The sequence below is a fragment of the Streptomyces sp. NPDC025651 genome (genome assembly GCF_055558735.1).
This window is the reverse complement of sequence record NZ_JBVHLZ010000017.1, coordinates 138740-159313: the sequence shown is the minus strand read 5'-3', so window position 1 is coordinate 159313 and position 20574 is coordinate 138740. Positions and strand designations below refer to the sequence as shown.

Genomic DNA, 20574 nt, shown 5'->3' with positions numbered 1-20574 from the left:
CTCGGGGGGGGGGTGGGGGGGGGGTCCGGCCCGCCCCGCGAGTGGCGGTCCGGGGGGCCCGCGCCTGGGGGGGGGGGGGCGCCGCCCGCGGGGGCCCCCACCCCCCTCCCCTTGGACGTGTCTGCTCACTCCGGCCAGTCGGAGATCGTCCAGCCCATGGCCTTGCTGTTGTCGTCGCACTGCCAGGTGATCGCGCCCTTGTCGTTCTGCATGTCGACGAGGCACTCGCCGGAGCCGACCGAGACGATGCGGGTCAGCCCGTCCGGACGCCTCTCCAGCTTCCACTTCTGGTTGCCGGGCAGCCGGCCGGACTTGAGGTTCTCCGGCGGCGCGCTGTAGATCTGGGCGTAGTTCGTGCCGCCCTTCACGTCCAGGACCTTGCCCGGGGCGTTGGCGGGCTCCAGGGCGTAGGTGTCGGACTCGGGGTAGTGGTGCAGGATCCAGTCCTGGTTCTTGCCGAACTCGTCCGTGAGGGCGGGGTTCTGACCGACGGACGTCTCGTCCTCCGTCTTCCCCTGCTTGACCTCCAGGTACCAGCCGCCGCCCTCGGCGCTCTGGATGGTGTGCGTCTTGGGGCCCTTGGGCTTGTCGTCCTCCTCGCCTCCGCCACCGCCGCCCGGCTTGGAGTCCGAGCCGCCGCCCCCTCCGTCCTCCTTGGGCGGGGGATCCTCCTGCTTCGGCTTCTCCTCCTCGGTCGGCTTCGCGCTCGGTGCTTCCTTCATGCCGTCGCCCTGCGGGAGCTGCTGCTGCTTGCCCTGCTTCTCCCTGGCCTGCGTGGCCATGGTCGGCTTGTGCTGGAACCACACCACGGCGAACGCCACGGCCAGCGCGACGAGGACCGAGAGGACCGCCATCGCCCAGCGCGGGATCACCGACGGCTGCACGTACGTGCCGCGCAGCTCCACCGGCTCGGGCACCCCGGCCCTGAGCACGGAGACGGTGAAGGGGTGCTTGGTGGTGCCGCCGACCCAGCTGACCGCGCCGGGCTTGAGCCGCAGGTCCGCGAAGCCGGCCCGCCCCGGGGCGACCTGGACCGAGCCAGGATCGGCCTCGACCTCCAGCTCCTCGCCGTTCTCCCGGCCGGAGAAGGAGGCCGTCAGCTGCTGGTTGCCGAGGTTGTCGACGGCGACGGACGCCTTGGCGCTCAGCCGGCCGCGCACGATCAACGGCAGGAGTTCCGTGCGGAGTTCGGCGAAGGGGCCCACGGTGATCTGCCCCTCGACGACGTCCGCGGTGTGCGGCGTCTCGCGGGGCCGCACCTGCACGCCGAAGGGGGTCGGGCCCGCCTGCGCGTCCGAGGTCCGCGGCGGCGCGAACTGCACCTCCGCGGTGGCCTCGGCGCCCGGGTACAGGCGCAGGACGTCGGGCTCCACGCGGGCCCAGCCCGCCGTGGCGCCGACCACCTGCAGGCGGTACTCCTCGACGGTGTCGCCGGTGTTGCGCACGCGCAGCCGTACGCTCGCGGTGGCGCCGGGCTCGACGCTGGTCGCGGTGGGTTCGAGTGCGGTCCACATGCCGCTCACCGCCCCTTCACGCCGGGGTTGGTGACGCTGCCGCCGACGAGCGCCTGGAGGGTCTTGCTGTCGGCGACACCGGTCGCCGGGAGGCCGACGGAGGCCTGGTAGTCCTTGATGTGGCCGGCCAGGCTGCTGCCGTACCTGGCCGTGACGGGCGCGGTGCGGTCGTTCTTGAAGTAGGCGACGCCGTGTTTCGCGTAGACGCGGTCGCGGTCCAGGTCCTTGTCGCTGATACCGGCCTGTGAGGCCCACCAGAACGCGGCCTCCAGCTGCACGACCTCCCAGCTCCGGACGCCGGAGCTGACGTCGTCGGGCCGGATGCCCTGCGCCCACAGCGACGTGAGGGTGGCCCTGCCGAGCTCGCCCTCGTCGTCGGTCCTGAATATCTGCGCGGTGTTGTTTCCGGAGTGCTGGCCGGTACGGATCACGGCCTTCTGGTAACAGATCAACTTTGCCTCGGTGTTGGCGTCGATGACGCCTGGGGTGTAGTCGCCGGTGAGCGTGCAGTCGTTCTTCGGGCCGAGGGCCGCGAGGCGGCGCTGGGCGTACTCGACCACGACGTCCCGCTCGTAGCCGCGCCGCCAGGGCGGGCCCGAGCGGGGGTCGCCGCCGTCGGATGCCGGTCTCCCCGCGCGGTCGCCGCCACCGCCTCCGCCGGACGAGCCGCCGTCCTTGGAACCGGAGGAGCCGGATCCGCCCTGGTCCGCCGCGTCGCCGGAGCCCCCGTCGTCGCCGATCAGGTCGTCGTCACCACCACCGCCCGCCTTCTCCTTGGGCGGCGGCGGGGCGTCCGCGAGCTTGTCCTTGCCGCCGCCCTGCGGCGCGGTGTCGGGCTCGGCCGCCGCCAGGTTCTCGCGGGCCGAGCCGTTGAACTTGGGCGCGTAGGAGAACCAGAGGACCACACACGCCACGGCCAGCGCCGCGAGGACGCCGCCGAGCGTGAGCAGCCAGCGCGGCAGGACCGGACGCTGGTCGAAGCTGCCCGGCAGTTCGTGGGCGCGCTCGTCGCCGGAGCGGCGCACGGAGACGGTGAGCGGGTGGGCCTGCCCCTGCCCGGTCCACCGCACCTGCTGCGGCCGGACGGTGACCTTCGCGAACGCGGCCCGCCCCGGGTCGACCTGGATGCGGGTGGGGTCGGTGTCGAAGGTCAGCCGGTCGGCGTCGTCGCGGACGGTGAGGGACGCGGTCAGCTGGGTGTTGCCGAGGTTGTCCACGGCGATGGAGGCCCGGCCGCGGAAGCGTCCGACGATGGTGGGCGGCAGCAGCTCGGCCCGGATCTCCGAGAAGGGCGCGACGGTGACCTGGCCCTCCACGACGTCGTGGGCCTCGGGGTGTTCACGGGGCTCGACGCGGACGCCGAACGGCGTGGGACCCGCCGCGGCGTCCGGTGAGCGGGGCGGTGCGAAGGAGATCTCGGCCGTGGCCTCGCTGCCCGGGTAGAGCCGCAGTACCTCCGGTTCGACGCGGGACCAGCCCGAGGGGGCGCCGATCACGGAGAGTCGGTACTCCTCGACCGTGTCACCAGTGTTGCGCACACGGAGCCGCACGGTGGCGCTGCCACCAGGATCAACGGTCACCGCGGCCGGGTCCAGGGAGTTCCACCACGTCATACGGGCACGGTAGAGCCCGCCACGGCCTTCCTCCTTGTACGAAAGGGCGGCCCCGGGGGCAGCCCTGACTGCCCTCTCGTACGGGCCACTTGACGCGCGGCCCTGCCGCGGCTCAGCCGCGCGCCGAGAGCAGGGGGCTCGACGCGCCCGGGCGCGGCTCCCGTTCCGTCAGGAGCGCGGCGATCTCCGCCGCCTCCATGGCGCCGCGCCGCTCCATCACGCGGTGCGCGATCCGCAGGGCCGCTCTCGCCCGGTCGGGGTCGCCGAGGGCGAGGAGAGCACGGCCGCGCGCGGCCATCGCGAGGGCGTGGCAGAACGCGTCGCCCAGCTCGCCCTCGACGGCCAGCGCCGCGTCCGCGCAGTCCATCGCCTCCCCGGGGCGCTCCTGCTCCAGTTCGCAGTAGGCGAGGCGGGCCCAGCACAGCGCCTCCCAGCGGGGGTTGTGGGAGCGGCCGTGCAGCCGCTGCGCCTCGCGCAGCAGGTCCGCGGCCCCGGCCGCCCTGCCGGCCCCCAGCAGGGTGCAGCCCGCCTGGTAGAGGACGTGCGCGAGGGTGGTCGTGCTGCCCGACTGCCGTGCCTGGCTCATCGCGCGGGCCAGGGCGGCGTCCGCCTCCGTGGGCCGGCCGATGGCGACGTACACCCGGGCCATGTGGGACAGGATGCGGATCCGGTCGCCGTGTCCGCCGAGCGCGCCGAACCGGTCGTACGCGAGGCGTAGTTGCTCGAGGGCCTCCTCGTGGCGGCCCGTGCCCATGAGGACGATGCCCAGCTCGTGGCTGCCCTCGGCACCGACCAGCGGGTCGCCGCAGGCCTCGGCGAGGCGCAGGCTCTCGCGCAGGGCGCGCTCGGCGCGACCGTATGTCTCGGTGCCGTAGTGCGGGGCGCCGAGGAGGCGCAGCGCGCGGGCCGCGGCCCGGTTGTCGCCGTGCTCGCGCGCGGTGCTCAGGGCGAGTTCGGCGAGGGGCTCCAGGTCGCGGTGGCGTGCGGTGCCGACCACGAGGTGGGACCAGGCGGTGAGCAGGTCGACGGTGGGGCGCAGGCCCGGCGGGCCGCCGGAGGGCGTGCCGGTGGCGTCGTCCGCCGGGTCGCAGACGTGCTGCAGCGCGTTCTCCGCGGCCGCGTACAGCCGGCTGTGCGCGACGACCAGCCAGTCGTGCGCGGCGGCCTCGTCCGGCAGCGCCTTGCCTGCGGACGCGGGCCGGTGCAGCAGTTCGGGCAGCACGCTGTTCGGCTTCGTGCGGCGGATCGCGGTGACGACGGTGGCCAGGACGTAGTCGAGGAACCTCAGCCGTGCGTCGGCGCGTTCGCGGGCACTCTCGTGGCGCTCGCACTGCCGGCGCGCGAAGAGCCTGACCAGGTCGTGGAAGCGGTAGCGGTCCTCGCCGTGCGGCTCCACGAGGCCCGCGTCGACCAGGCGTTCAAGGGCCGTCTCCGCCTCCTCGTCGCCGGTGTCGAGGAGCGCGGCCGCGGCCCCCCGGCAGAACGACGGCATGTAGCAGAGCGAGACCACGCGGAAGGCGTGGGCCAGGCCCTCGTCGAGGGCCTCGTACCCGAGCCGGAAGGTGGCCTCGACGCCGAGGTCGTCCACGCGCAGCTCGTCCAGCCTGCGGCGCTCGTCGCGCAGCCGGTCCGTGAGGTCGGCGACGGGGCGCCCCGGCCTCGCGGCGATGCGGGCGGCGGCGATGCGGACGGCCAGCGGCAGCCCGCCGCAGATGGCGACCAGTTCGCGGGCTGCGGCCGGTTCGGCGGTCACGCGATCGGCGCCGACCATGGCGCTGAGCAGGCCGAGCGCCTGCGGCTCGTCCATCATCTCGACGTCGACGAGGCGCGCGCCGGGCAGCGCGATGGTCCGCGAGCGGCTGGTCACCAGCACCGCGCAGCCCGGGGTGCCGGGCAGCAGGGGACGCACCTGGGCGGTGTCGCGCGCGTTGTCGAGGAACACGAGCACGCGGCGCCCGGCCAGGAGCGAGCGGTACAGGGCCGTCTGCTGCTCCAGGCCGTCGGGCACCGCCTTCTCGGGTACGCCGAGGGCGCGCAGGAAGCCGGTGAGCGCGCTGCCGCTGTCGACACCGGGCGCCGGGTCCGCGCCGCGCAGGTCCACGTACAGCTGTCCGTCGGGGAACTGATCGCGCAGGGCGTGCGCGGCGTGCACCGCGAGGGCGGTCTTGCCGACGCCGCCGAGGCCGGTGAGCGTGGCGACGGCCATCGCGCTGCCGGACGCGGCGGTGCGCAGCGTCCGGGTCAGCAGGTCGACCTCCGTCTCGCGGCCCGCGAAGTCGGGTACGTCCGGGAGGAGTTGGGCGGGGACGAGAGGGGCCGCCGGGTGCAGGACGGGGGCGGGCCTGGCGCGGCCGACGGTCGCCGCCACGACGTCCCGCGCCTGCGCGGAGCCCGCCTTCGGCAGCGGCTGTGACCGCGGCCGCGGCGGCCCGTGCCCGAGGTCCTGCCGTGCGGGTGCGCGGCGCCGCTGCTCGCCGACGCGGGGCGTGGCCGCGGCCGCGGCCGGTACACGCTCGCCCCTGAGCAGCGTCTCGTACAGCGTGGTGAGTTCCTTGCCGGGGTCGACGCCGAGCTCGGTGGCGAGCGTGCGGCGGGTGGCCTCGTACACGGCGAGGGCGTCCGCGCGCCGGCCGCCGCGGTGCAGGGCGAGCATCAGCAGGGCCTGGGCGCGCTCGCGCAGCGGGTGCTCGGCGGCGAAGACGCTCAGGGAGGCGGTCGTCTCGCCGTGGCGGCCCAGTTCGAGGGCGCAGGCGAAGAGCTCCTCCTGGGCGGTGACGGACAGTTCGGTGAGCCGGTCCCGCTGACGCCGGGCGTAAGGGCCCGGCAGACCGGCCAGCGGGGCGCCGTCCGAGAGGGCGAGCGCGGCGGACAACTCGATGTGCGCGGACGCGTGTTCCCCCGCCCCGCGCATCCGGCGCGCGGCGGCCACCCGGTCCTCCAGCTCGCAGGCGTCGAGGGCCTCGCGCGGCACCCGCAGGGCGTATCCGTCGCCCGCCGAGACCAGGATCCTGGCGGGTTCGCGGGCGCGGCGGTCCGGTTCGATGAGGGTGCGCAGGCGTGAGACGTACGTCCGCAGGGCGCCGACCGCGCGCGGCGGGGGCTCCTCGCCCCACAACGCGTCCACCAGCTCCGACGCGGAGACCGGGTGCCCTTCGCGCAGCAGCAGCGCGGCCAGGGTGGCGCGCTGCTGCGGGGGTCCGAGCGTGAGGGGCCTGCCGTCCAGCCAGGCACGCATCGGTCCGAGCACCTGGAACCACAGTGCCCCGCCCGGGTGCTCCTGGCCGGCTCCCCACTCGCCGCCCCGGCCCGGATCGCCGCCCGTGTCGCCCAGCATTGTCAGCCCGTACCCCTTGCCCCATCACGCACCGCGCAGTGCCCGTTCGTACGGAACGCGCATGTCCGTACGAACCAAACGTTACGTCAGCACCACCGGTCGCCCGTCACGCGTGGGCAACTTGCGCCACCCACTTGACCAGGTATTGACGGTGATGAGCGGCGGTGCGGGGCATATGCGCCACGGAGCGGTCACATTCGGCCGAGTACGGGAAAACGCTCCGCCGCCATGGCCGTTGGGGCAGTCCGCTCTGCCCCCGGGCACGCCCCCGCGCCCCTGGGGAGCCGTCCGCGCGGCGTCGATGATCCCCTGGGGACGGCTCGGCACGGGGCCGCCGCCCGACGGTGGCCGAAGGGGCAGTGCGGTCTGCCCTCCGCTGCGTCCGTCCGTCTCTACTCGCCGGTTCGCCCATGGGACATCGTCGATTCCGTACGACGGCGCGCGGTCCCGCCGGCGCGCGGCCCACGGTCCCGCCCTCGCAAGGAGAAACCAGAACATGCCCAGCTACCTGTCCCCCGGCGTCTACATCGAGGAAGTCGCCAGCGGCTCGCGGCCCATCGAGGGGGTCGGCACGTCCGTCGCGGCCTTCGTCGGTCTGGCGCCGCAGGGGCCGCTCAACGAGCCCACGCTGGTGACCAACTGGTCGCAGTACGTGGCCGCGTTCGGCGAGTTCACGGACGGGTACTACCTGGCGCACTCGGTGTACGGCTTCTTCAACAACGGCGGCAGCGCCGCGTACGTCGTGCGCGTCGGCGGCAGCGACGGCAGCGAGCCGGCCGCCGCGGCGCCCGCCGCCGCCGAGGCGCCCAAGCAGCTGACCGCGGGCGAGCCGGTCGCGCTCGGCGGCTTCAAGGTCGCCGCCATCGCCGCGGGCAGCACGAACGGCGGCGCGCTCACCGTCGAGGTGCAGGACGGCGAGGGCGAGGCCGCCGCCGACCGCTTCAAGCTGATCGTCAAGGACGGCGAGAAGGTCGTCGAGAGCTTCGACGTCAGCGCGAAGAAGACCGCGCGCAACTACGTCGTCACCCAGGTCAAGCAGCGCTCCAAGGCGATCGTCCTGGAGGAGGCCGCGACGGGCGCGCAGCTGGCCAGGCCCGACGCGCAGACCGTGACGCTCGCGCCGCCCGCCCCCGCGCCCGCCGCCCCGGCCGTGCCCGCGTCCAACGGCGCCGTGGCCCGCGTCGAGACCGCCCAGTTCATCGGCGACTCCGCGGACCGCACCGGCTTCGGCGGCCTGGAGGCCCTCGACGAGGTCAACATGGTGGCGGTGCCCGACCTGATGGCCGCCTACCAGCAGGGCCTCATCGACGAGGAGCAGGTCAAGGCGGTCCAGCTCGGTCTCATCTCGCACTGCGAGCTCATGGGCGACCGGATGGCCATCATCGACCCGCCGCCGTCGCTCAACGCCCGCCAGGTGCGCCAGTGGCGGCAGGAGCTCGCGGGTTACGACTCGCGCTACGCCGCGCTCTACTACCCCTGGATCAAGTCCTTCGACCCGGCGTCCGGCCAGTCCGTGATCGTGCCGCCGTCCGGTCACATGGCCGGCGTGTGGGCGCGCAACGACGCCGAGCGCGGTGTGCACAAGGCGCCCGCCAACGAGATCGTGCGCGGCGCCGTGGACCTGGAGCTGCAGATCACGCGCGGCGAGCAGGACCTGCTCAACCCGATCGGCGTGAACTGCATCCGCGCCTTCCCGGGCCGCGGCATCAGGATCTGGGGCGCGCGCACGATGGCGTCCGACCCGGCCTGGCGCTACCTGAACGTGCGCCGCTACTTCAACTACCTCGAGGAGTCCATCCTCGTGGGCACCCAGTGGGTGGTCTTCGAGCCGAACGACCACGCCCTGTGGGCCCGCATCCGGCGCAACGTCTCGGCGTTCCTGGTCAACGAGTGGCGCTCGGGCGCCCTGTTCGGCCAGCGCCCCGAGGACGCCTTCTACGTGAAGTGCGACGAGGAGACCAACCCGCCGGAGTCGGTCGACGTCGGCCGGGTCGTCTGCGAGATCGGCATCGCGCCGGTCAAGCCCGCCGAGTTCGTGGTCTTCCGGCTCGCGCAGTTCTCCGGCGGGGGCGGCGAGCTGGAGGAGTAGTCGACGAAGGACGCCATCCCCTACGCACGTAACCGCAGGATCCAGCAGTACAGGAGAGAACTCCCTTGTCCCTTCAGCCCGGTGACGCGCTCACCACACACAACTTCGGCCTGCAGATCGACGGCGTCATGGTCGAGTACCTGCAGGAGGTCAGCGGCCTGTCCATGGAGCAGGACGTCATCGAGTACCAGCAGGTCTCGGCGGACGGCAAGCCCGTCGTGAAGAAGATGCCCGGCGTGAAGAAGGCCGGTGAGTGCACGGTCACGCGCGGCATGACGCAGAGCCCCGTCTTCAGCGAGTGGATCAACAAGTCCATCGCGGGCGACATGGGTTCGGCGCGCAAGAACGCGACGATCATGATGATGGACTACCAGAACAGCCCGGTGAAGCGGTACAACCTGCGCAACGCCTGGTGCAGCAAGGTGGAGACCAGCGGGGTCAAGGCGGGCGACGCGGCCGCGCTGACCGAGCAGGTCACCATCGTCTTCGAAGAGCTGGTCATCGAATAATGCGGCGCGAAGGCCCGGCGGGGGCGAGCGCCCCGAGCGCCGTGGACACGGCAGTCGGGCGCGAACCCCTGCGCACGGAGTTCGAGTTCGAGCTTCCCCGTGGGTACGTCGACGAGTCCGGCACCGTGCACCGCAACGGCGCGATGCGTCTGGCGACGGCGCGCGACGAGCTCGTCCCGCTGCGGGACGTGCGGGTGCGCGAGAACCCGGCCTATCTGTCGGTCGTGCTCCTGGGCCGGGTCATCACCCGGCTCGGCACGCTCGGCTCCGTCCACGACGGCACGGTGGAGAACATGTTCGCCTCCGACCTGGCCTTCCTGCAGGACTTCTACCGGCAGATCAATGCGGAGGGCCACACCCGCGCGGCCGTGGCCTGTCCGCACTGCGAGGAGTCCTTCGAGGTGGAGCTGGCCGGGAGCCGCCTGGGGGAATCGTGACGTACGCCGCCGACCGCATCGAGGAGGAAGTCGCGTACCTCGCCTACCACTTCCACTGGGGCATGGACGACATCCTCGACCTCGAACACGCGGACCGGCGCGCGTACGTGGCGCGGACCGCCACGTTGGTGGAGCAGGCGGAGGCGAGGCAGTGAGCGCGAGATGCGCGTGGGCGGGTCGGTGAGTCGGTGAGTCGACAGGTCGGTGAGTGAGTCGAGGTAAGTGATGGGTCTGTTCAGGTGGCGACGGGGGTCGCGCGGTGACGCGGCGCCGGACACGGCGGGGTCGGCGGGTGCCGGTGCCGGTGCGGAGAGCTCCCCTGTCGACGGCGCCTCCTCCGGCGACGGTCACGTGACGGGCGGGCGGCGCCGCGAGAGCGGGTGGAACGCCGTGCCGCCGGTGCAGCGTGTCCTCGCGGCCCCTCGTACGGTCGCCGAGTACGGCTTCGGCGCGACGCTCGCCACCCACCAGAACCCTTCCTTCGGCGGCGAGTTGAGCCACGCGGTGCGGTCATCGGCCCCCGGTGGCCTGCTGCGGGACGTCCTCACCCCGGTGACGGGCCGCCCCGGCGACCTCGACCTGCCGTCACTGCGGCTGCCGGTACGGGGGCAGGGGGAGACGGAGCCGGAGGAGACCCCGGGTTCACCGGCTCCCGTACGGGAGGTTCAGCGGGCGGCGGGTCGACGGGCGGCACCGGCCTCGCCGTCGGGGACGGTGGGACGGCGCTCGTCCGCGCCGGGCGGCGCCGAGGCTCCGGACGCGAATCCGGGCGCGAAGTCGGGCGCGAAGTCGGCACCCGTTCCGGCCGCCGAGGCGGGCACGAAGCAGGGTGTCGGAGCGGATCGCCCCGTACAGCGCGCCACCGCGCAGCCCGAGCGTGCGAACCAGGCGGAATCACCTGCCGAGAAGCCCCTGCCCGGCTCCACGGCACCTCTTCCGGGCGCAGACGCCCCGCAGTCACCCGCACCCGGCGCGACGACACCTGCCACGCCGAACGCGAAGCCCGGCGCCAAGGCAGACCGTCCCGTACAGCGATCCGCCGCAACTCCCGTACGAGGGACGGGCACTCCCCCGTCTTCCGCACCCGGCGGGACGACCCCCGAAGCGCCGGGCGCCGAGGCGGGGCAGCCCGTCCGGCGTACCGCGCGGTCCGACCGCGACAGCCGCGCGGACTCCCCCGCCGACAAGCCACTGCTCGGCACCACCGCGCCCCTGTCCGGTACGGATGTTCCGCGGCCCTCCGCACCCGAGGGAACGACGCCCACCGCCGCGAGCGCGGGTGCGGGCCGACCGCCCGTTCAGCGCGCCGCCGCAACTCCCGCGCCGGAGACGGCCGCCCCGCACCCCTCCGCGCCGAGCGCGAAGCCGAGCGCAGGGGCGGGGCGTCCCGTTCAGCGCGCCGCGGCAACTCCCGTACCAGAGACGTCCGTTCCGCAGTCGACCGCACCCGGCGGTGCCACGCCCGGCGCCCGCACGAAGCCGGGGCCGTCGGGGAAACCGGAGGAGTCGGGGAAGTCGACGAAGCCGGACGCCGGAGCCGGCGAGCCCGTCCAGCGTGCCGTCGCTCAGGCCGGTCGCGAGAAGCCCGGCCGTGCAAGCGCCGACAAGCCTCTGCTCGGCGCCTCGACGCCGCCCTCAGGGGCGGATGCTCCGCGCGCCGCCGTGCCCGCGCACGGCACGACGGCTCCGCAAGCCCCGCTCGGCGGCGGGCAGGCGCCGCGCCCCCGGCCCCGTACGCGTACGGAGTCCTCCTCGACCGCAGCCGACACCACCACGGCACCGCTCGTCGGCACCCGGGACGTGGCCGCTCCCGCTCCCGCCGCCCCGGCCGGAGGCGAACGCCCCGCCGTCCAGCGCTCCGTGACCCCGGTCGTGCCGCGCCGACGCGAGGGCACGGACGCCGGGGCGGGCTCCCCCGGCGTACCCGTGGTGCAGCCCGCGCCCGCCGCGCGGCGCTCTCCGCTCGTGGCGGCGACGCCCGCCGTCGTACCGCAGCGGCAGCTGTTCCCCGTGGGGAAGGCGCCTGCCGCGAGCAGCGGCGGCGTCCCCTCCCAAGCCACTCAAGCCACCCCCACCGAACCGGACGCCACGACCCGCGTCCGGCCCACCGATGTCCCCGGGCCGGTTTCCCCCACCGGCCCGGGGGCGCCTGCCGCTCCCGCGGCAGCACCGAACCCCGCCGCTGTGCGGGCGGATTCCCCCGTCCAACCCGTACAGCGGCGGCCTCACGTACGCAGGGTCCGGCGCGCGCCGGAAGGCGGCACCACGCCAACCGGCCGCCCCCGCACCGGACTTGGCCAGCCCCTGGGCCAGCAGTCCGCCACCCCGCCGGGACCCGCGTCACAGAGCGGGCCGCAGGGCGGTCCGCGCCGGTCGCCGATCGGCGCCCCGCTCCCCCCTGTCCAGAAGGCGACAGCCGGGGACGCCACACCTCCCGTCCCGTCGCCCCCCGCCCTGTCGCCGACCGCACTCCCGCCCGTCGCCCCTGTCACCGCCCCCGCGCCCGACCCCGGGCCCGCCCCCGAACCCGTGCGCGCCCAGGAGCCCCCGCAGCCGCAGCGACCTCAGCAGCCCCTCCCCGTCGTCCCGCTCAACCGCCGTGTCGCGCCCGGCAGTTACCGGACCCCCGCCGCCGAACCCGGCGTCGCCCGCCCTCGCCCCCTGGCGCCGTCCCGAGGACTGACGGTCCAGACCTCGGCGGCGGCCGGAGGAGCGGGGCCCGTGTCCGTTCCCGGGCGGCAAGGCTCCGCCCCGGCACCCCCTCCCACCCCCGTACCGCTCCAGCAGCCGGTGGCAGCGGCGCCGGGAGCGGGTGCCGGGGCGGCCACCAGCGCATCCGCCGCCCCCGTCGTCGTACCGCTCGGCAAGCCAGGCTCGGGACCCGCACGTCCCCTGCCCTCCCCCGGGCGCCCTCCCGTTCAGACCGCGGCCCGAACCGCGGCCGGTCCCGCCACCCGAACCGCGGCCGGTCCCGTGACCCGTCCCGCGGTCCAACGCCGCGAGGCCAAGCCGGCCCCCGGACCCGCGCCCACGCCCGTCGCGGCGGCCACCGCTCCCCGGCCCGCGCCCGCCCCGTCGCCCGCCGCCGCACGCCCCCACACCACCACCGCCTCCGCCTCCGTGAAGCAGCCCGACGCCCAGGCCTCCTCCCCCGCCCCCGCGGCCGCCGCCACCCCCGCCTCCGAATCCGCCCCCTCCGAACTCGACGAGCTCGCCCGCCGGCTCCTCGCCCCCCTCTCCCGCCTGCTCCGCGCGGAGCTCCGCAGCGACCGTGAACGGATCGGCCGGCTCCGCGACCACGGCCGCTGATCCCGGCCGCTGATCCCCCGCCACCCGACCCCGTCCCACAAGAAGCCCAGGAAACGAACCCATGCCCTCGCAACAGGACCCCGGCTCCACCGTCTTCTTCAAGCTCACCATCGACGGCCAGGACCTCGGTCTGTTCAACGGCTGCGACGGGCTCTCCTCCGAGGTGGAGGTCGAGCAGCGCCAGGAGGGCGGCAACAACGGCTTCGTCTGGCAGCTGCCCACCCGTGTGACCTTCTCCACCATCCGCCTCACCCGGCCCCTCACCGCCGACACCTCCCGCGTCGCCGCCTGGATCTCGTCCATCGCGACCGGGATCTCGCGGCCCACCGCCCAGATCGCCGCCCTGCGCGCGGACGGCTCCGTCGTCGCGCAGTGGGGGCTCGTCGAGGTGCTTCCGGTGCGCTGGCAGGGGCCGAGCCTGAGCCCGGACAGCCCGTCCGTGGCGACCGAGACCCTGGAGATCGCGCACCACGGCTTCACCGACGCGGGAGGTGCCTGAGATGGCCGCGCCGACCGGCGGCAAGGCGGGCGCGAGCCTGGTGCGCGCCGCGCTCGCCATCCACCAGCCGCCCACCGACCTCGGCGGGTCGATGGGCGGGCGGATCGGCGAGGTGGAGTTCCAGTTCAACCCGACGCAGCTGCAGATGGCCCGCTCCGCGGAGTGGCGCACGCAGCCCGCGATCGCCTACACCCGCGGCGCCCCGCCGAAGTTCACCGGCTCCGTGCCCGCCACGCTCCAGCTGGAGGTCTTCCTCGACTCCTCCGGCACCCCCAACGCGGGCAAGGTGCAGAAGCAGGTCGAACTGCTCCTGTCCTGCTGCGAGGTGACCCCGCAGAGCGTCAACTCCAAGCGCCCTTCGCCGCCTTGGGTGCGGTTCTCGTGGGGGTCGTTCAACACCGTGCAGTTCGTGGCGTACGTGACCAACGTCAGCGCCACGTACACCCTGTTCAACCCGACCGGCGAGCCGATCCGCGCCACCTGTTCGCTCTCGCTCACCGAGGTGGCGATGCCCACCAAGGGGCAGAACCCGACGTCGGGCGCGCTCTCCGCACGCCGTGTGCACCGCACGGTCGCCGGTGACTCGCTGGCGTCGCTCGCCTGGCGGGAGTACGGCGACGCCACCCGCTGGCGGCTGATCGCCGAGGCCAACGAGATCGACGACCCGATGCGGCTGAGACCCGGCACCGAGCTGCTGCTGCCCGCGGCCGACGAGACCCGTTCCGCCCCCGAGCACGGGGAGTCCGCGTGAGTGACCGGAGCGAGAACCCCGGCGAGAATCCGCGCCCGTACCTGAGCGCGAACCCGAGCGAGAAGAAGACGTACACGCGATGAGTGAGAAGACGTACACCAGCGTCCTGCACGCCGAGATCGGCGGTTCCCGGCTGCCGGACAAGCTCGCCATGCTGCTCGTCGAGGGCTGGGTGGACTCCAGCGTGAACGTGCCGTCCGCCTTCCAGCTGACCTTCGCCGACACGGGCGGGGACATCCTGGAGAAGTTCCCGCAGATCAAGGTGGGGGCCAAGGCCGTGCTGTGCCCGTTCACCGACGGGGTGCGCGGCAAGCCCATGCTGACCGGCGAGGTCACCGCCCTGGAGGTGGACGCGGACGGCGGCGGCAAGTCCCTCGTCGTGCGCGGCTACGACCCGGGGCACCGCCTCCTACGCAACCGCCGCGTGCAGGGCTACCCGAACATGACGGCCTCCGACATCGTGCGCCGCGTCGCCTCCCTCAGCAGCCTCAAGCTCGGCAGGATCGACTCCACCCCGACGGTCTACGAGCTGGCCACGCAGCCCAACATCACCGACTGGGACTTCCTGTCCCGCCTCGCCCAGGAGAACGACACCCACCTCTCCTTCGACGAGAACGGCAAGCTCTGCTTCGCCAAGCTCGCCCCGGCCGCGGGCGCGCCGTCCGACACGACGCCCGCGGCCCAGAGCCCGTACGTCCTCGAATTCGGGCACAACGCGCTGCACAGCCGGGTCGCGGTGACCGCGTCGGGGCAGGTCGCGGCGGCCGGGGCGCGCGGCTGGGACATGCGGGCCAAGCGCGCCCTGTCGGCCCGCTCCCCCGCCGTCACCAGCAAGGACATCGTCGCCGACATCACTCCCGGGCAGCTCTCGCAGCCGTTCGGCAAGGCCGAGCTGACCAGTACGCAGACCCCGTACACCACGCAGGCCCAAGTCACGCACGCCGCCAAGTCGTTGGCGGACGACGCGGCGGGCTCCTTCGCGGAGCTGGAGGTCGCGGTCACCGGCAACCCGGACCTGAAGCCGGGGCAGCCGGTGGCGCTGAAGGGCGCGGGGTTCCCGTTCGAGGGGAAGTACACGGCGACCGGCGTGCGCCATGTCTTCGAGTCCGGGCGGCAGTTCATGACCTGGCTGACGGTCTCGGGGCGGCAGTTCCGCTCGCTGTACGGGCTGGCCTCCGGCGGCGGTGACGTGTCGCCGCCGATGCCGGGCGTCGCCATGGCGCTCGTCAGCAACGCCAAGGACCCGCTCAGGATGAACCGCGTCAAGCTGCGCTTCCCGTGGCTCTCGGACACCTACGAGAGCGACTGGTGCCGCATCGCGCAGCTGGGCGGCGTGCGGGGCGGCGGCCTGATGCTGCCCGAGGTGGGCGACGAGGTGCTGGTCGCCTTCGACCGGGGCTCCCTTGAACACCCCTACGTACTGGCCGGGTTGTACAACGGCAGGGACAAGCCGACGCCCAACACGGACGGGCTGCAGCCGGTCGACCCGACCAGCGGCCGGGTCAACTGGCGCTCCATCTCCTCGCGCAGCGGCCACACCATGGAGCTCGTCGACGCCAAGTCCCGTATGAAGAGCGGCATTCGGCTGCAGACCGGCAACGGCCGCCTGACCGTCCACATGGACGAGACGAAGACCAGCGTGACCATCCGCAGCGACGGCTCCGTGTCCATCACCGGCACCCGCAACGTCAGCATCCGGGCGGGCGGCAATCTGTCGCTGACCGCCGGCGGCTCGCTGACCATGAGCGCGGGCGGGGCCGTGGACATCAAGGCGGGCGCGAAGTTCGGCGTCGCCGCGGGCGGCGCGGCGGACATCAACGCGACCGGCGCCGTCAGCCTCAAGTCGGCGGGCGCGATCGCGGTGAACTCGGTCGGCGCGGTCACTGTCGGCGCGGTCGGCGCGGTGGCCGTCAACGCGGGCGCCGCGGCGGCCATCAGCTCGCCGGCCACGGTCGCGCTGAGCGCACCGGCCGTCCTGCGCAACGGCATTCCGTTCTAGGGGGGGGCGACAGACATGAGTGAGCAGTTCGTCGGCGCGGGCTGGACGTTTCCGCTGCGCACGGACGCGGGCGGCGGCATCGCCCTTGCCCGGCGCGAGCGCGAGATCGAGGAGTCGATCCGGCTCGTGCTCGCCACCGCGCCGGGCGAGCGGCCGATGCGGCCCGAGTTCGGCTGTGCCGTGCACGACTTGGTGTTCGCGCCGGTCAACGAGGCGACGGCGGGCCGGATCCGGTACGAGGTGCGGACCTCGCTCGACCGCTGGGAGCCGCGCATCGAGGTCATCGACGTCGAGGTGAGCCCGGCGCCCGACGACCCGTCCGTCCTGTTCATCGACGTGAGCTACAGCGTGCGCGGCACCAACAACCCGCGCAGTCTCGTCTTTCCCTTCTATGTGATCCCGTCCGCGGAATCCGAGAGCGGAGTCTGAAGTCCGATGGCCCTGCCCGCCCCCCATCTCGACGACCGGCGCTTCCAGCAGTTCGTCGACGACGCCAAGCGCCACATCCAGCAGCGCTGCCCGGAGTGGACCGATCACAACGTCTCCGACCCGGGTGTCACCCTCGTCGAGGCGGTCGCGCACATGGCCGACCAGATCGTCTACCGGCTCAACCGCGTGCCGGAGAAGAACCACCTGGCCTTCCTCGATCTGCTCGGCGTCACGCTCTTCCCGCCCTCACCGGCCCGCGCGGACGTCACGTTCTGGCTGTCCGCGCCGCAGCCCGAGCCGGTCGTCCTGCCCTCGGGCACGGAGGTCGCGACCAGCCGCACCGAGAACGAGGAGGCGGTGGCCTTCGCGACCGAGGCGGACCTGACGGTGGTGCCCTGCGAGCTGGAGTCCGTGCTGCGGCAGGAGGCGGGCGGCACGCCGCAGGACTGCGGGCAGGACGTCTTCGGCGGGAACGACGTCTCGGTGTTCGCCCAGTCCCCGCGGCCCGGGGACACGCTCCTGTTCGGGCTGAGCGCCGCGGTGCCGCGCTGCGCGGCCGTGCTGCAGCTGGACAGCCGGGTGGACGGCGTGGGCGTGGACCCGCGCCAGCCGCCGCTGGTCTGGGAGGCGTGGACGGCGGAGGGCTGGACCGCGTGCGAGGTGGAGGAGGACTCCACCGGTGGCCTCAACCGGCCCGGCGACGTCGTCCTGCACATCCCGGCCGGGCACCTCGTCTCGCGCATCGGGCGGCAGGACGCGGGCTGGGTGCGCTGCCGGGTCGTGGAGGCCAAGCAGGGCCAGCCGTTCTACAGCGCGTCGCCGACCGTGCGGGCCGCGTCCGCGTTCACCATCGGCGGCACGACCGCCGTCGCGCACGCCGATGTCGTACGCGACGAACTCCTCGGCGAGTCCACGGGCGTGCCCGGCCAGCGCGTCCGCCTGGCGCAGGCGCCGGTGGTCGCCGACCGGCCGCCGCTGGTCCTGGAGATCTCGGAGGACCCGACGGGCGCGGAGGGCTCCGGCGACGGCGACTTCGAGGACGGCACGGGCTGGGAGCAGTGGAAGGTCGTGGACGACTTCGCGTCCTCCGGCCCCTACGACCGCCACGTCACCCTGGACGCGGCGACCGGCGAGATCGCGTTCGGTCCCGCGGTGCGTGAACCGGACGGCTCGCTGCGGCAGTTCGGCTCCGTGCCCGCCAAGGGCGCGGCGATCCGCGCGTCCCGCTACCGCACGGGCGGCGGGCGGGCGGGCAACGTGGCCCGCGGCGCCATCCAGGTGCTGCGCAGCTCCATTCCGTACGTCGCCCGGGTGGAGAACCGTGAGGCGGCGCGCGGCGGCGTCGACGGCGAGACGGTCGAGGAGGCGAAGGTCCGCGCGCCGATCGCGCTGCGCGCGCAGGAGCGGGCCGTGACGGCGCGCGACTACGAGGAACTGGCGCGCCGCGCGGCGCCGGAGACGGCCCGCATCCACTGCCTGGCCGCGGACTCGTCCGAGGCCGGCGAGAACGCGGTCCGGGTCCTGGTCGTCCCGCAGGCCGTGTCCGACCGGGGCGGCAGGCTCCGCTTCGAGCAGCTCGTCCCGGGCGAGGAACTCCTCTCCCGCGTCACGCACTTCCTCGACGACCGCCGGCCGATCGGCACCCGGCTCGCGGTCGGCCCGCCGTTCTACCAGGGCGTCACGGTCGTCGCCACGCTCCACTCCTTCCGCGCCGCCCAGGCGGAGAAGGTACGGGCCGACGCCCTGGACGCGCTCTACGCCTACCTGGACCCGCTGACCGGCGGTGCGCACGGCGAGGGCTGGCCGTTCGGGCGCCCTCTGCGCTCCGGCGAGATCTTCGCCGCGCTGCAGCGGGTGCCCGGCGTGGAGCTGGTCGACGAGGTCCTCCTCCACCCGGCCGACCCGCTCACCGCCCGCAGGGGCGACGCCACCGACCGCATCGAACTCGCCCCCTCCGCGCTCCTGTTCCCCTTCGACCACCGCGTCCGTGTGATCGAGGCGCGATGACGACGGCACAGACGACACAGACGGCACAGACGGCACAGGTGACGCGGCGGGGCACGGTGCCGCTGCTGCCCTCCGCCCATCCACTCGGGGAGCAGCTGCCCGCCGTCTTCGCGGACGACGACTTCGCGCAGCGATTCGTCTCCGGTCTGGACGTCGTGCTCGCCCCCGTCTTCACCGTCCTGGACTGCCTGGAGGCGTACTTCACGCCCTCCCTGGCGCCCGAGGACTTCGTCGACTGGCTGACGGACTGGGTCGGCACGGAGCTGGACGGCACCGAGCAGCTCTGGCTGCGCCGCCACGCGGTGGGCTCCGCCATCGCCCTGCACCGCGTCCGCGGCACCCGCCGCGGGCTCTCCGCCGCCGTCGAACTCGCCTTCGGCGTACGCCCGGAGATGACCGAGAGCGGCGGCGCGACCTGGTCCGCGCGTCCGCTCGGCGGCTTCCCCGGCTCGCCGCACCCCTCCCTGCACGTCACCCTGCGCGTGCCCGACCCGGCCGCGGTGGACCCGCACCGCCTGCGGTCCGTCGTCGCGGCCGCACGTCCCGCACACCTCCCCTTCACGGCCGAGGTGGTCGCCACGTCCTCCCCTGAAGGAACCCAGTGATGCCTGAGCAGCCCGACGCACGCACCAACTCCTCGTCCCCCAAGGCTCCCTGCCCCGAATGCGGAACGCCCGTCCGCCAGCAGGGCCAGTCCTTCTGCGGCTCCTGCGGCGCGTTCCTCCGCTGGGACACCCCGGCGGCGAACCCCGGGGGCCCCGCGGCGACGGGCGGTTCGGGGCCTTCGGCTCCGGCCGCCCCGGACTCCGGCCCTGACTCCGGCCCGGGCGCTGCCGTGAACCCGGGTCCGGGCTTCGGCCCCGCTCCCGGTTCGGAACCCGCGGGCTCGGGTGCGGCGTCCGGCTTCGGCTCCGGCGCGGGAGCCGACTTCGGCGCCGCCTCGGGCTCCGGTTCCGGGAACGGCTCCGGTTCCGAGAACGGCTCCGGCCCCGCCGGTACGACGACGTCCCCGCAGCAGCACCACGCGCCGCGGCAAGCCGCTGCCTCCCACCAGCCGATCGCTCCCCGGCAACCCTCCGCTCCCGCCGACACCACCGTCCCGTTGCCGTCGGCGTCGGGGGCGGCGTCGGGTTCGGCCGCGCACGGAAGCGCGGCCCCGCCGCACTCCTCTCCCTCCCCCTCGTCCTCTTCCCCTTCCTCCTCCGACACCGCCATCCGCTCCCTCCTCGTGCCCGTGCCCGAGGCCTCCGATGCCGTCGCGCCGCCGGAGACGCCGGGCAGTGTGCTGCCGGGCAGGCCCGAGGCCGCGCGGCCCCGCGTGCGGCAGGCCGCCGTGCCCGCCGAGCCCGAGGCCGGCATGCCGTGCCCGAGCTGCGGGTCGCCCAACGCCCCACGTCGGCACTTCTGCCGCAGCTGCGCGATCCCCCTCAAGGACTCCGCCACCGCCACCGCCGAGGGCCCGTACGCGGGACAGCGGCCCCGCCTGCACCGCGACCGCACCCGCTGGATCGCCCGCGCCGTGGGCATCGCGGTGGTCGCGGGGCTCCTCGTCGGCGGCATCTTCGGCGGGCCGCCGGCCGCCCGCGCCGTCCAGGACCACTTCGCCAAGCGGGTCCCCGTCCACCCCACCGACTACAGCGCCTCGCACGCCGCCCCGAAGCAGGCGGCCAAGCTCGCCTTCGACGGCTACTCCAACACCTGGTGGGGAACGGGCTACGCGGGCGACTCGGCGGGCCAGTGGATCCAGGCCGACTTCGGCCAGCCCACCGACCTGCTCAACCTCCTGATCACGCCCGGCACCTCGCCCCGCACCGCGCAGGCCGCCGAGCAGGCGAGGCCCATGGAGTTCGACCTGGTGGTCAGCGACTCGTCGGGCAAGGAGCACACCATGCACCGCCGGATCAACGACGGCGGCGTACAGAAGATCGACGTACGCGTACGGGACGCGGTGACCGCACGCCTTGTCCTGCGCTCCGCCTACGGCGCCGGCAAGGACCGCCAGGTGGCCATCGCCGAGCTGGAGTTCTTCGGCCGGTCGACCGGGCAGTAGCGGCGCCTTCCGGCACCGGGATGACCGTCACGCG

General features: G+C 74.2%; 15 protein-coding genes. 12 read left to right on the top strand and 3 right to left on the bottom strand.

The features are described from left to right. Positions 1-125: 125 nt before the first annotated feature. The 3 genes from ACZ4D5_RS39950 to ACZ4D5_RS39940 all read right to left on the bottom strand — a co-directional run bounded on the left by ACZ4D5_RS39950 (position 126) and on the right by ACZ4D5_RS39940 (position 6461). Entirely contained in the window at positions 126-1514 is a 1389-nt protein-coding gene (locus ACZ4D5_RS39950; RefSeq protein WP_467777397.1) for an RICIN domain-containing protein, read from the bottom strand. A 5-nt stretch (positions 1515-1519) separates the two neighbouring features. After that, positions 1520-3127, bottom strand: coding sequence for a peptidoglycan-binding protein (locus tag ACZ4D5_RS39945; protein WP_467777396.1), 1608 nt, complete (start codon positions 3125-3127; stop codon positions 1520-1522). Positions 3128-3239: 112 nt separating this feature from the next. After that, complete coding sequence (locus ACZ4D5_RS39940) at positions 3240-6461, bottom strand: AfsR/SARP family transcriptional regulator (protein ID WP_467777395.1); 3222 nt, start codon at positions 6459-6461, stop codon at positions 3240-3242. 496 nt (positions 6462-6957) lie between these two features. On the opposite strand from ACZ4D5_RS39940, the gene ACZ4D5_RS39935 reads away from it, so the two are divergent. From ACZ4D5_RS39935 to ACZ4D5_RS39880, 12 genes are all read left to right on the top strand, one after another. After that, positions 6958-8550 carry a phage tail sheath family protein gene (locus ACZ4D5_RS39935; RefSeq protein WP_467777394.1) on the top strand — a complete coding sequence of 531 codons (1593 nt, stop codon included), beginning with the start codon at positions 6958-6960 and terminating at the stop codon, positions 8548-8550. 65 nt (positions 8551-8615) lie between these two features. Beyond that, positions 8616-9059, top strand: coding sequence for a phage tail protein (locus ACZ4D5_RS39930; RefSeq protein ID WP_205040150.1), 444 nt, complete (start codon positions 8616-8618; stop codon positions 9057-9059). Continuing rightward, on the top strand, positions 9059-9496 hold the full coding sequence (locus tag ACZ4D5_RS39925; protein ID WP_467777393.1) for a hypothetical protein: 438 nt from the start codon (positions 9059-9061) through the stop codon (positions 9494-9496). Before ACZ4D5_RS39930 ends, ACZ4D5_RS39925 begins: the two co-directional genes overlap by 1 nt. Then, entirely contained in the window at positions 9493-9651 is a 159-nt protein-coding gene (locus ACZ4D5_RS39920) for a DUF6760 family protein (protein ID WP_362342012.1), read from the top strand. The genes ACZ4D5_RS39925 and ACZ4D5_RS39920 overlap by 4 nt, the downstream gene beginning before the upstream one ends. Before the next feature lie 70 nt (positions 9652-9721). Continuing rightward, complete coding sequence (locus ACZ4D5_RS39915; protein ID WP_467777392.1) at positions 9722-12805, top strand: hypothetical protein; 3084 nt, start codon at positions 9722-9724, stop codon at positions 12803-12805. 61 nt (positions 12806-12866) lie between these two features. After that, positions 12867-13304, top strand: coding sequence for a phage tail protein (locus ACZ4D5_RS39910; protein WP_467777391.1), 438 nt, complete (start codon positions 12867-12869; stop codon positions 13302-13304). Between the two features lies 1 nt (position 13305). Further along, positions 13306-14055, top strand: a complete 750-nt coding sequence (locus ACZ4D5_RS39905) for a CIS tube protein (RefSeq protein WP_362342003.1) — start codon at positions 13306-13308, stop codon at positions 14053-14055. A 79-nt stretch (positions 14056-14134) separates the two neighbouring features. Beyond that, a complete protein-coding gene (locus ACZ4D5_RS39900) occupies positions 14135-16054 on the top strand; it encodes a VgrG-related protein (protein WP_467777390.1) in 1920 nt (639 codons plus the stop codon). A gap of 15 nt (positions 16055-16069) precedes the next feature. After that, positions 16070-16483: a GPW/gp25 family protein gene (locus ACZ4D5_RS39895; protein ID WP_467777389.1), complete on the top strand. Its 414-nt coding sequence runs from the start codon at positions 16070-16072 to the stop codon at positions 16481-16483. Positions 16484-16489: 6 nt separating this feature from the next. Beyond that, the gene (locus ACZ4D5_RS39890) at positions 16490-18490 is read left to right on the top strand and encodes a putative baseplate assembly protein (protein WP_467777388.1); all 2001 of its coding nucleotides are present in this window, start codon (positions 16490-16492) and stop codon (positions 18488-18490) included. Continuing rightward, entirely contained in the window at positions 18487-19095 is a 609-nt protein-coding gene (locus tag ACZ4D5_RS39885) for a phage tail protein (protein WP_467777387.1), read from the top strand. The genes ACZ4D5_RS39890 and ACZ4D5_RS39885 overlap by 4 nt, the downstream gene beginning before the upstream one ends. Then, positions 19095-20540 (top strand): discoidin domain-containing protein, encoded by a 1446-nt coding sequence (locus ACZ4D5_RS39880; RefSeq protein ID WP_467777386.1) that lies wholly within the window; start codon positions 19095-19097, stop codon positions 20538-20540. The genes ACZ4D5_RS39885 and ACZ4D5_RS39880 overlap by 1 nt, the downstream gene beginning before the upstream one ends. Positions 20541-20574: the final 34 nt, after the last annotated feature.

Excerpts from the sequence above, each read along its gene's own strand:
- ACZ4D5_RS39880 (WP_467777386.1), top strand. The coding sequence starts at position 19,095 with ATGCCTGAGCAGCCCGACGCACGCACCAACTCCTCGTCCCCCAAGGCT.
- ACZ4D5_RS39940 (WP_467777395.1), bottom strand. The coding sequence starts at position 6,461 with ATGCTGGGCGACACGGGCGGCGATCCGGGCCGGGGCGGCGAGTGGGGA.
- ACZ4D5_RS39890 (WP_467777388.1), top strand. The coding sequence starts at position 16,490 with ATGGCCCTGCCCGCCCCCCATCTCGACGACCGGCGCTTCCAGCAGTTC.
- ACZ4D5_RS39900 (WP_467777390.1), top strand. The coding sequence starts at position 14,135 with ATGAGTGAGAAGACGTACACCAGCGTCCTGCACGCCGAGATCGGCGGT.
- ACZ4D5_RS39885 (WP_467777387.1), top strand. The coding sequence starts at position 18,487 with ATGACGACGGCACAGACGACACAGACGGCACAGACGGCACAGGTGACG.
- ACZ4D5_RS39895 (WP_467777389.1), top strand. The coding sequence starts at position 16,070 with ATGAGTGAGCAGTTCGTCGGCGCGGGCTGGACGTTTCCGCTGCGCACG.
- ACZ4D5_RS39945 (WP_467777396.1), bottom strand. The coding sequence starts at position 3,127 with ATGACGTGGTGGAACTCCCTGGACCCGGCCGCGGTGACCGTTGATCCT.
- ACZ4D5_RS39935 (WP_467777394.1), top strand. The coding sequence starts at position 6,958 with ATGCCCAGCTACCTGTCCCCCGGCGTCTACATCGAGGAAGTCGCCAGC.
- ACZ4D5_RS39950 (WP_467777397.1), bottom strand. The coding sequence starts at position 1,514 with ATGTGGACCGCACTCGAACCCACCGCGACCAGCGTCGAGCCCGGCGCC.
- ACZ4D5_RS39905 (WP_362342003.1), top strand. The coding sequence starts at position 13,306 with ATGGCCGCGCCGACCGGCGGCAAGGCGGGCGCGAGCCTGGTGCGCGCC.
- ACZ4D5_RS39925 (WP_467777393.1), top strand. The coding sequence starts at position 9,059 with ATGCGGCGCGAAGGCCCGGCGGGGGCGAGCGCCCCGAGCGCCGTGGAC.
- ACZ4D5_RS39910 (WP_467777391.1), top strand. The coding sequence starts at position 12,867 with ATGCCCTCGCAACAGGACCCCGGCTCCACCGTCTTCTTCAAGCTCACC.
- ACZ4D5_RS39915 (WP_467777392.1), top strand. The coding sequence starts at position 9,722 with ATGGGTCTGTTCAGGTGGCGACGGGGGTCGCGCGGTGACGCGGCGCCG.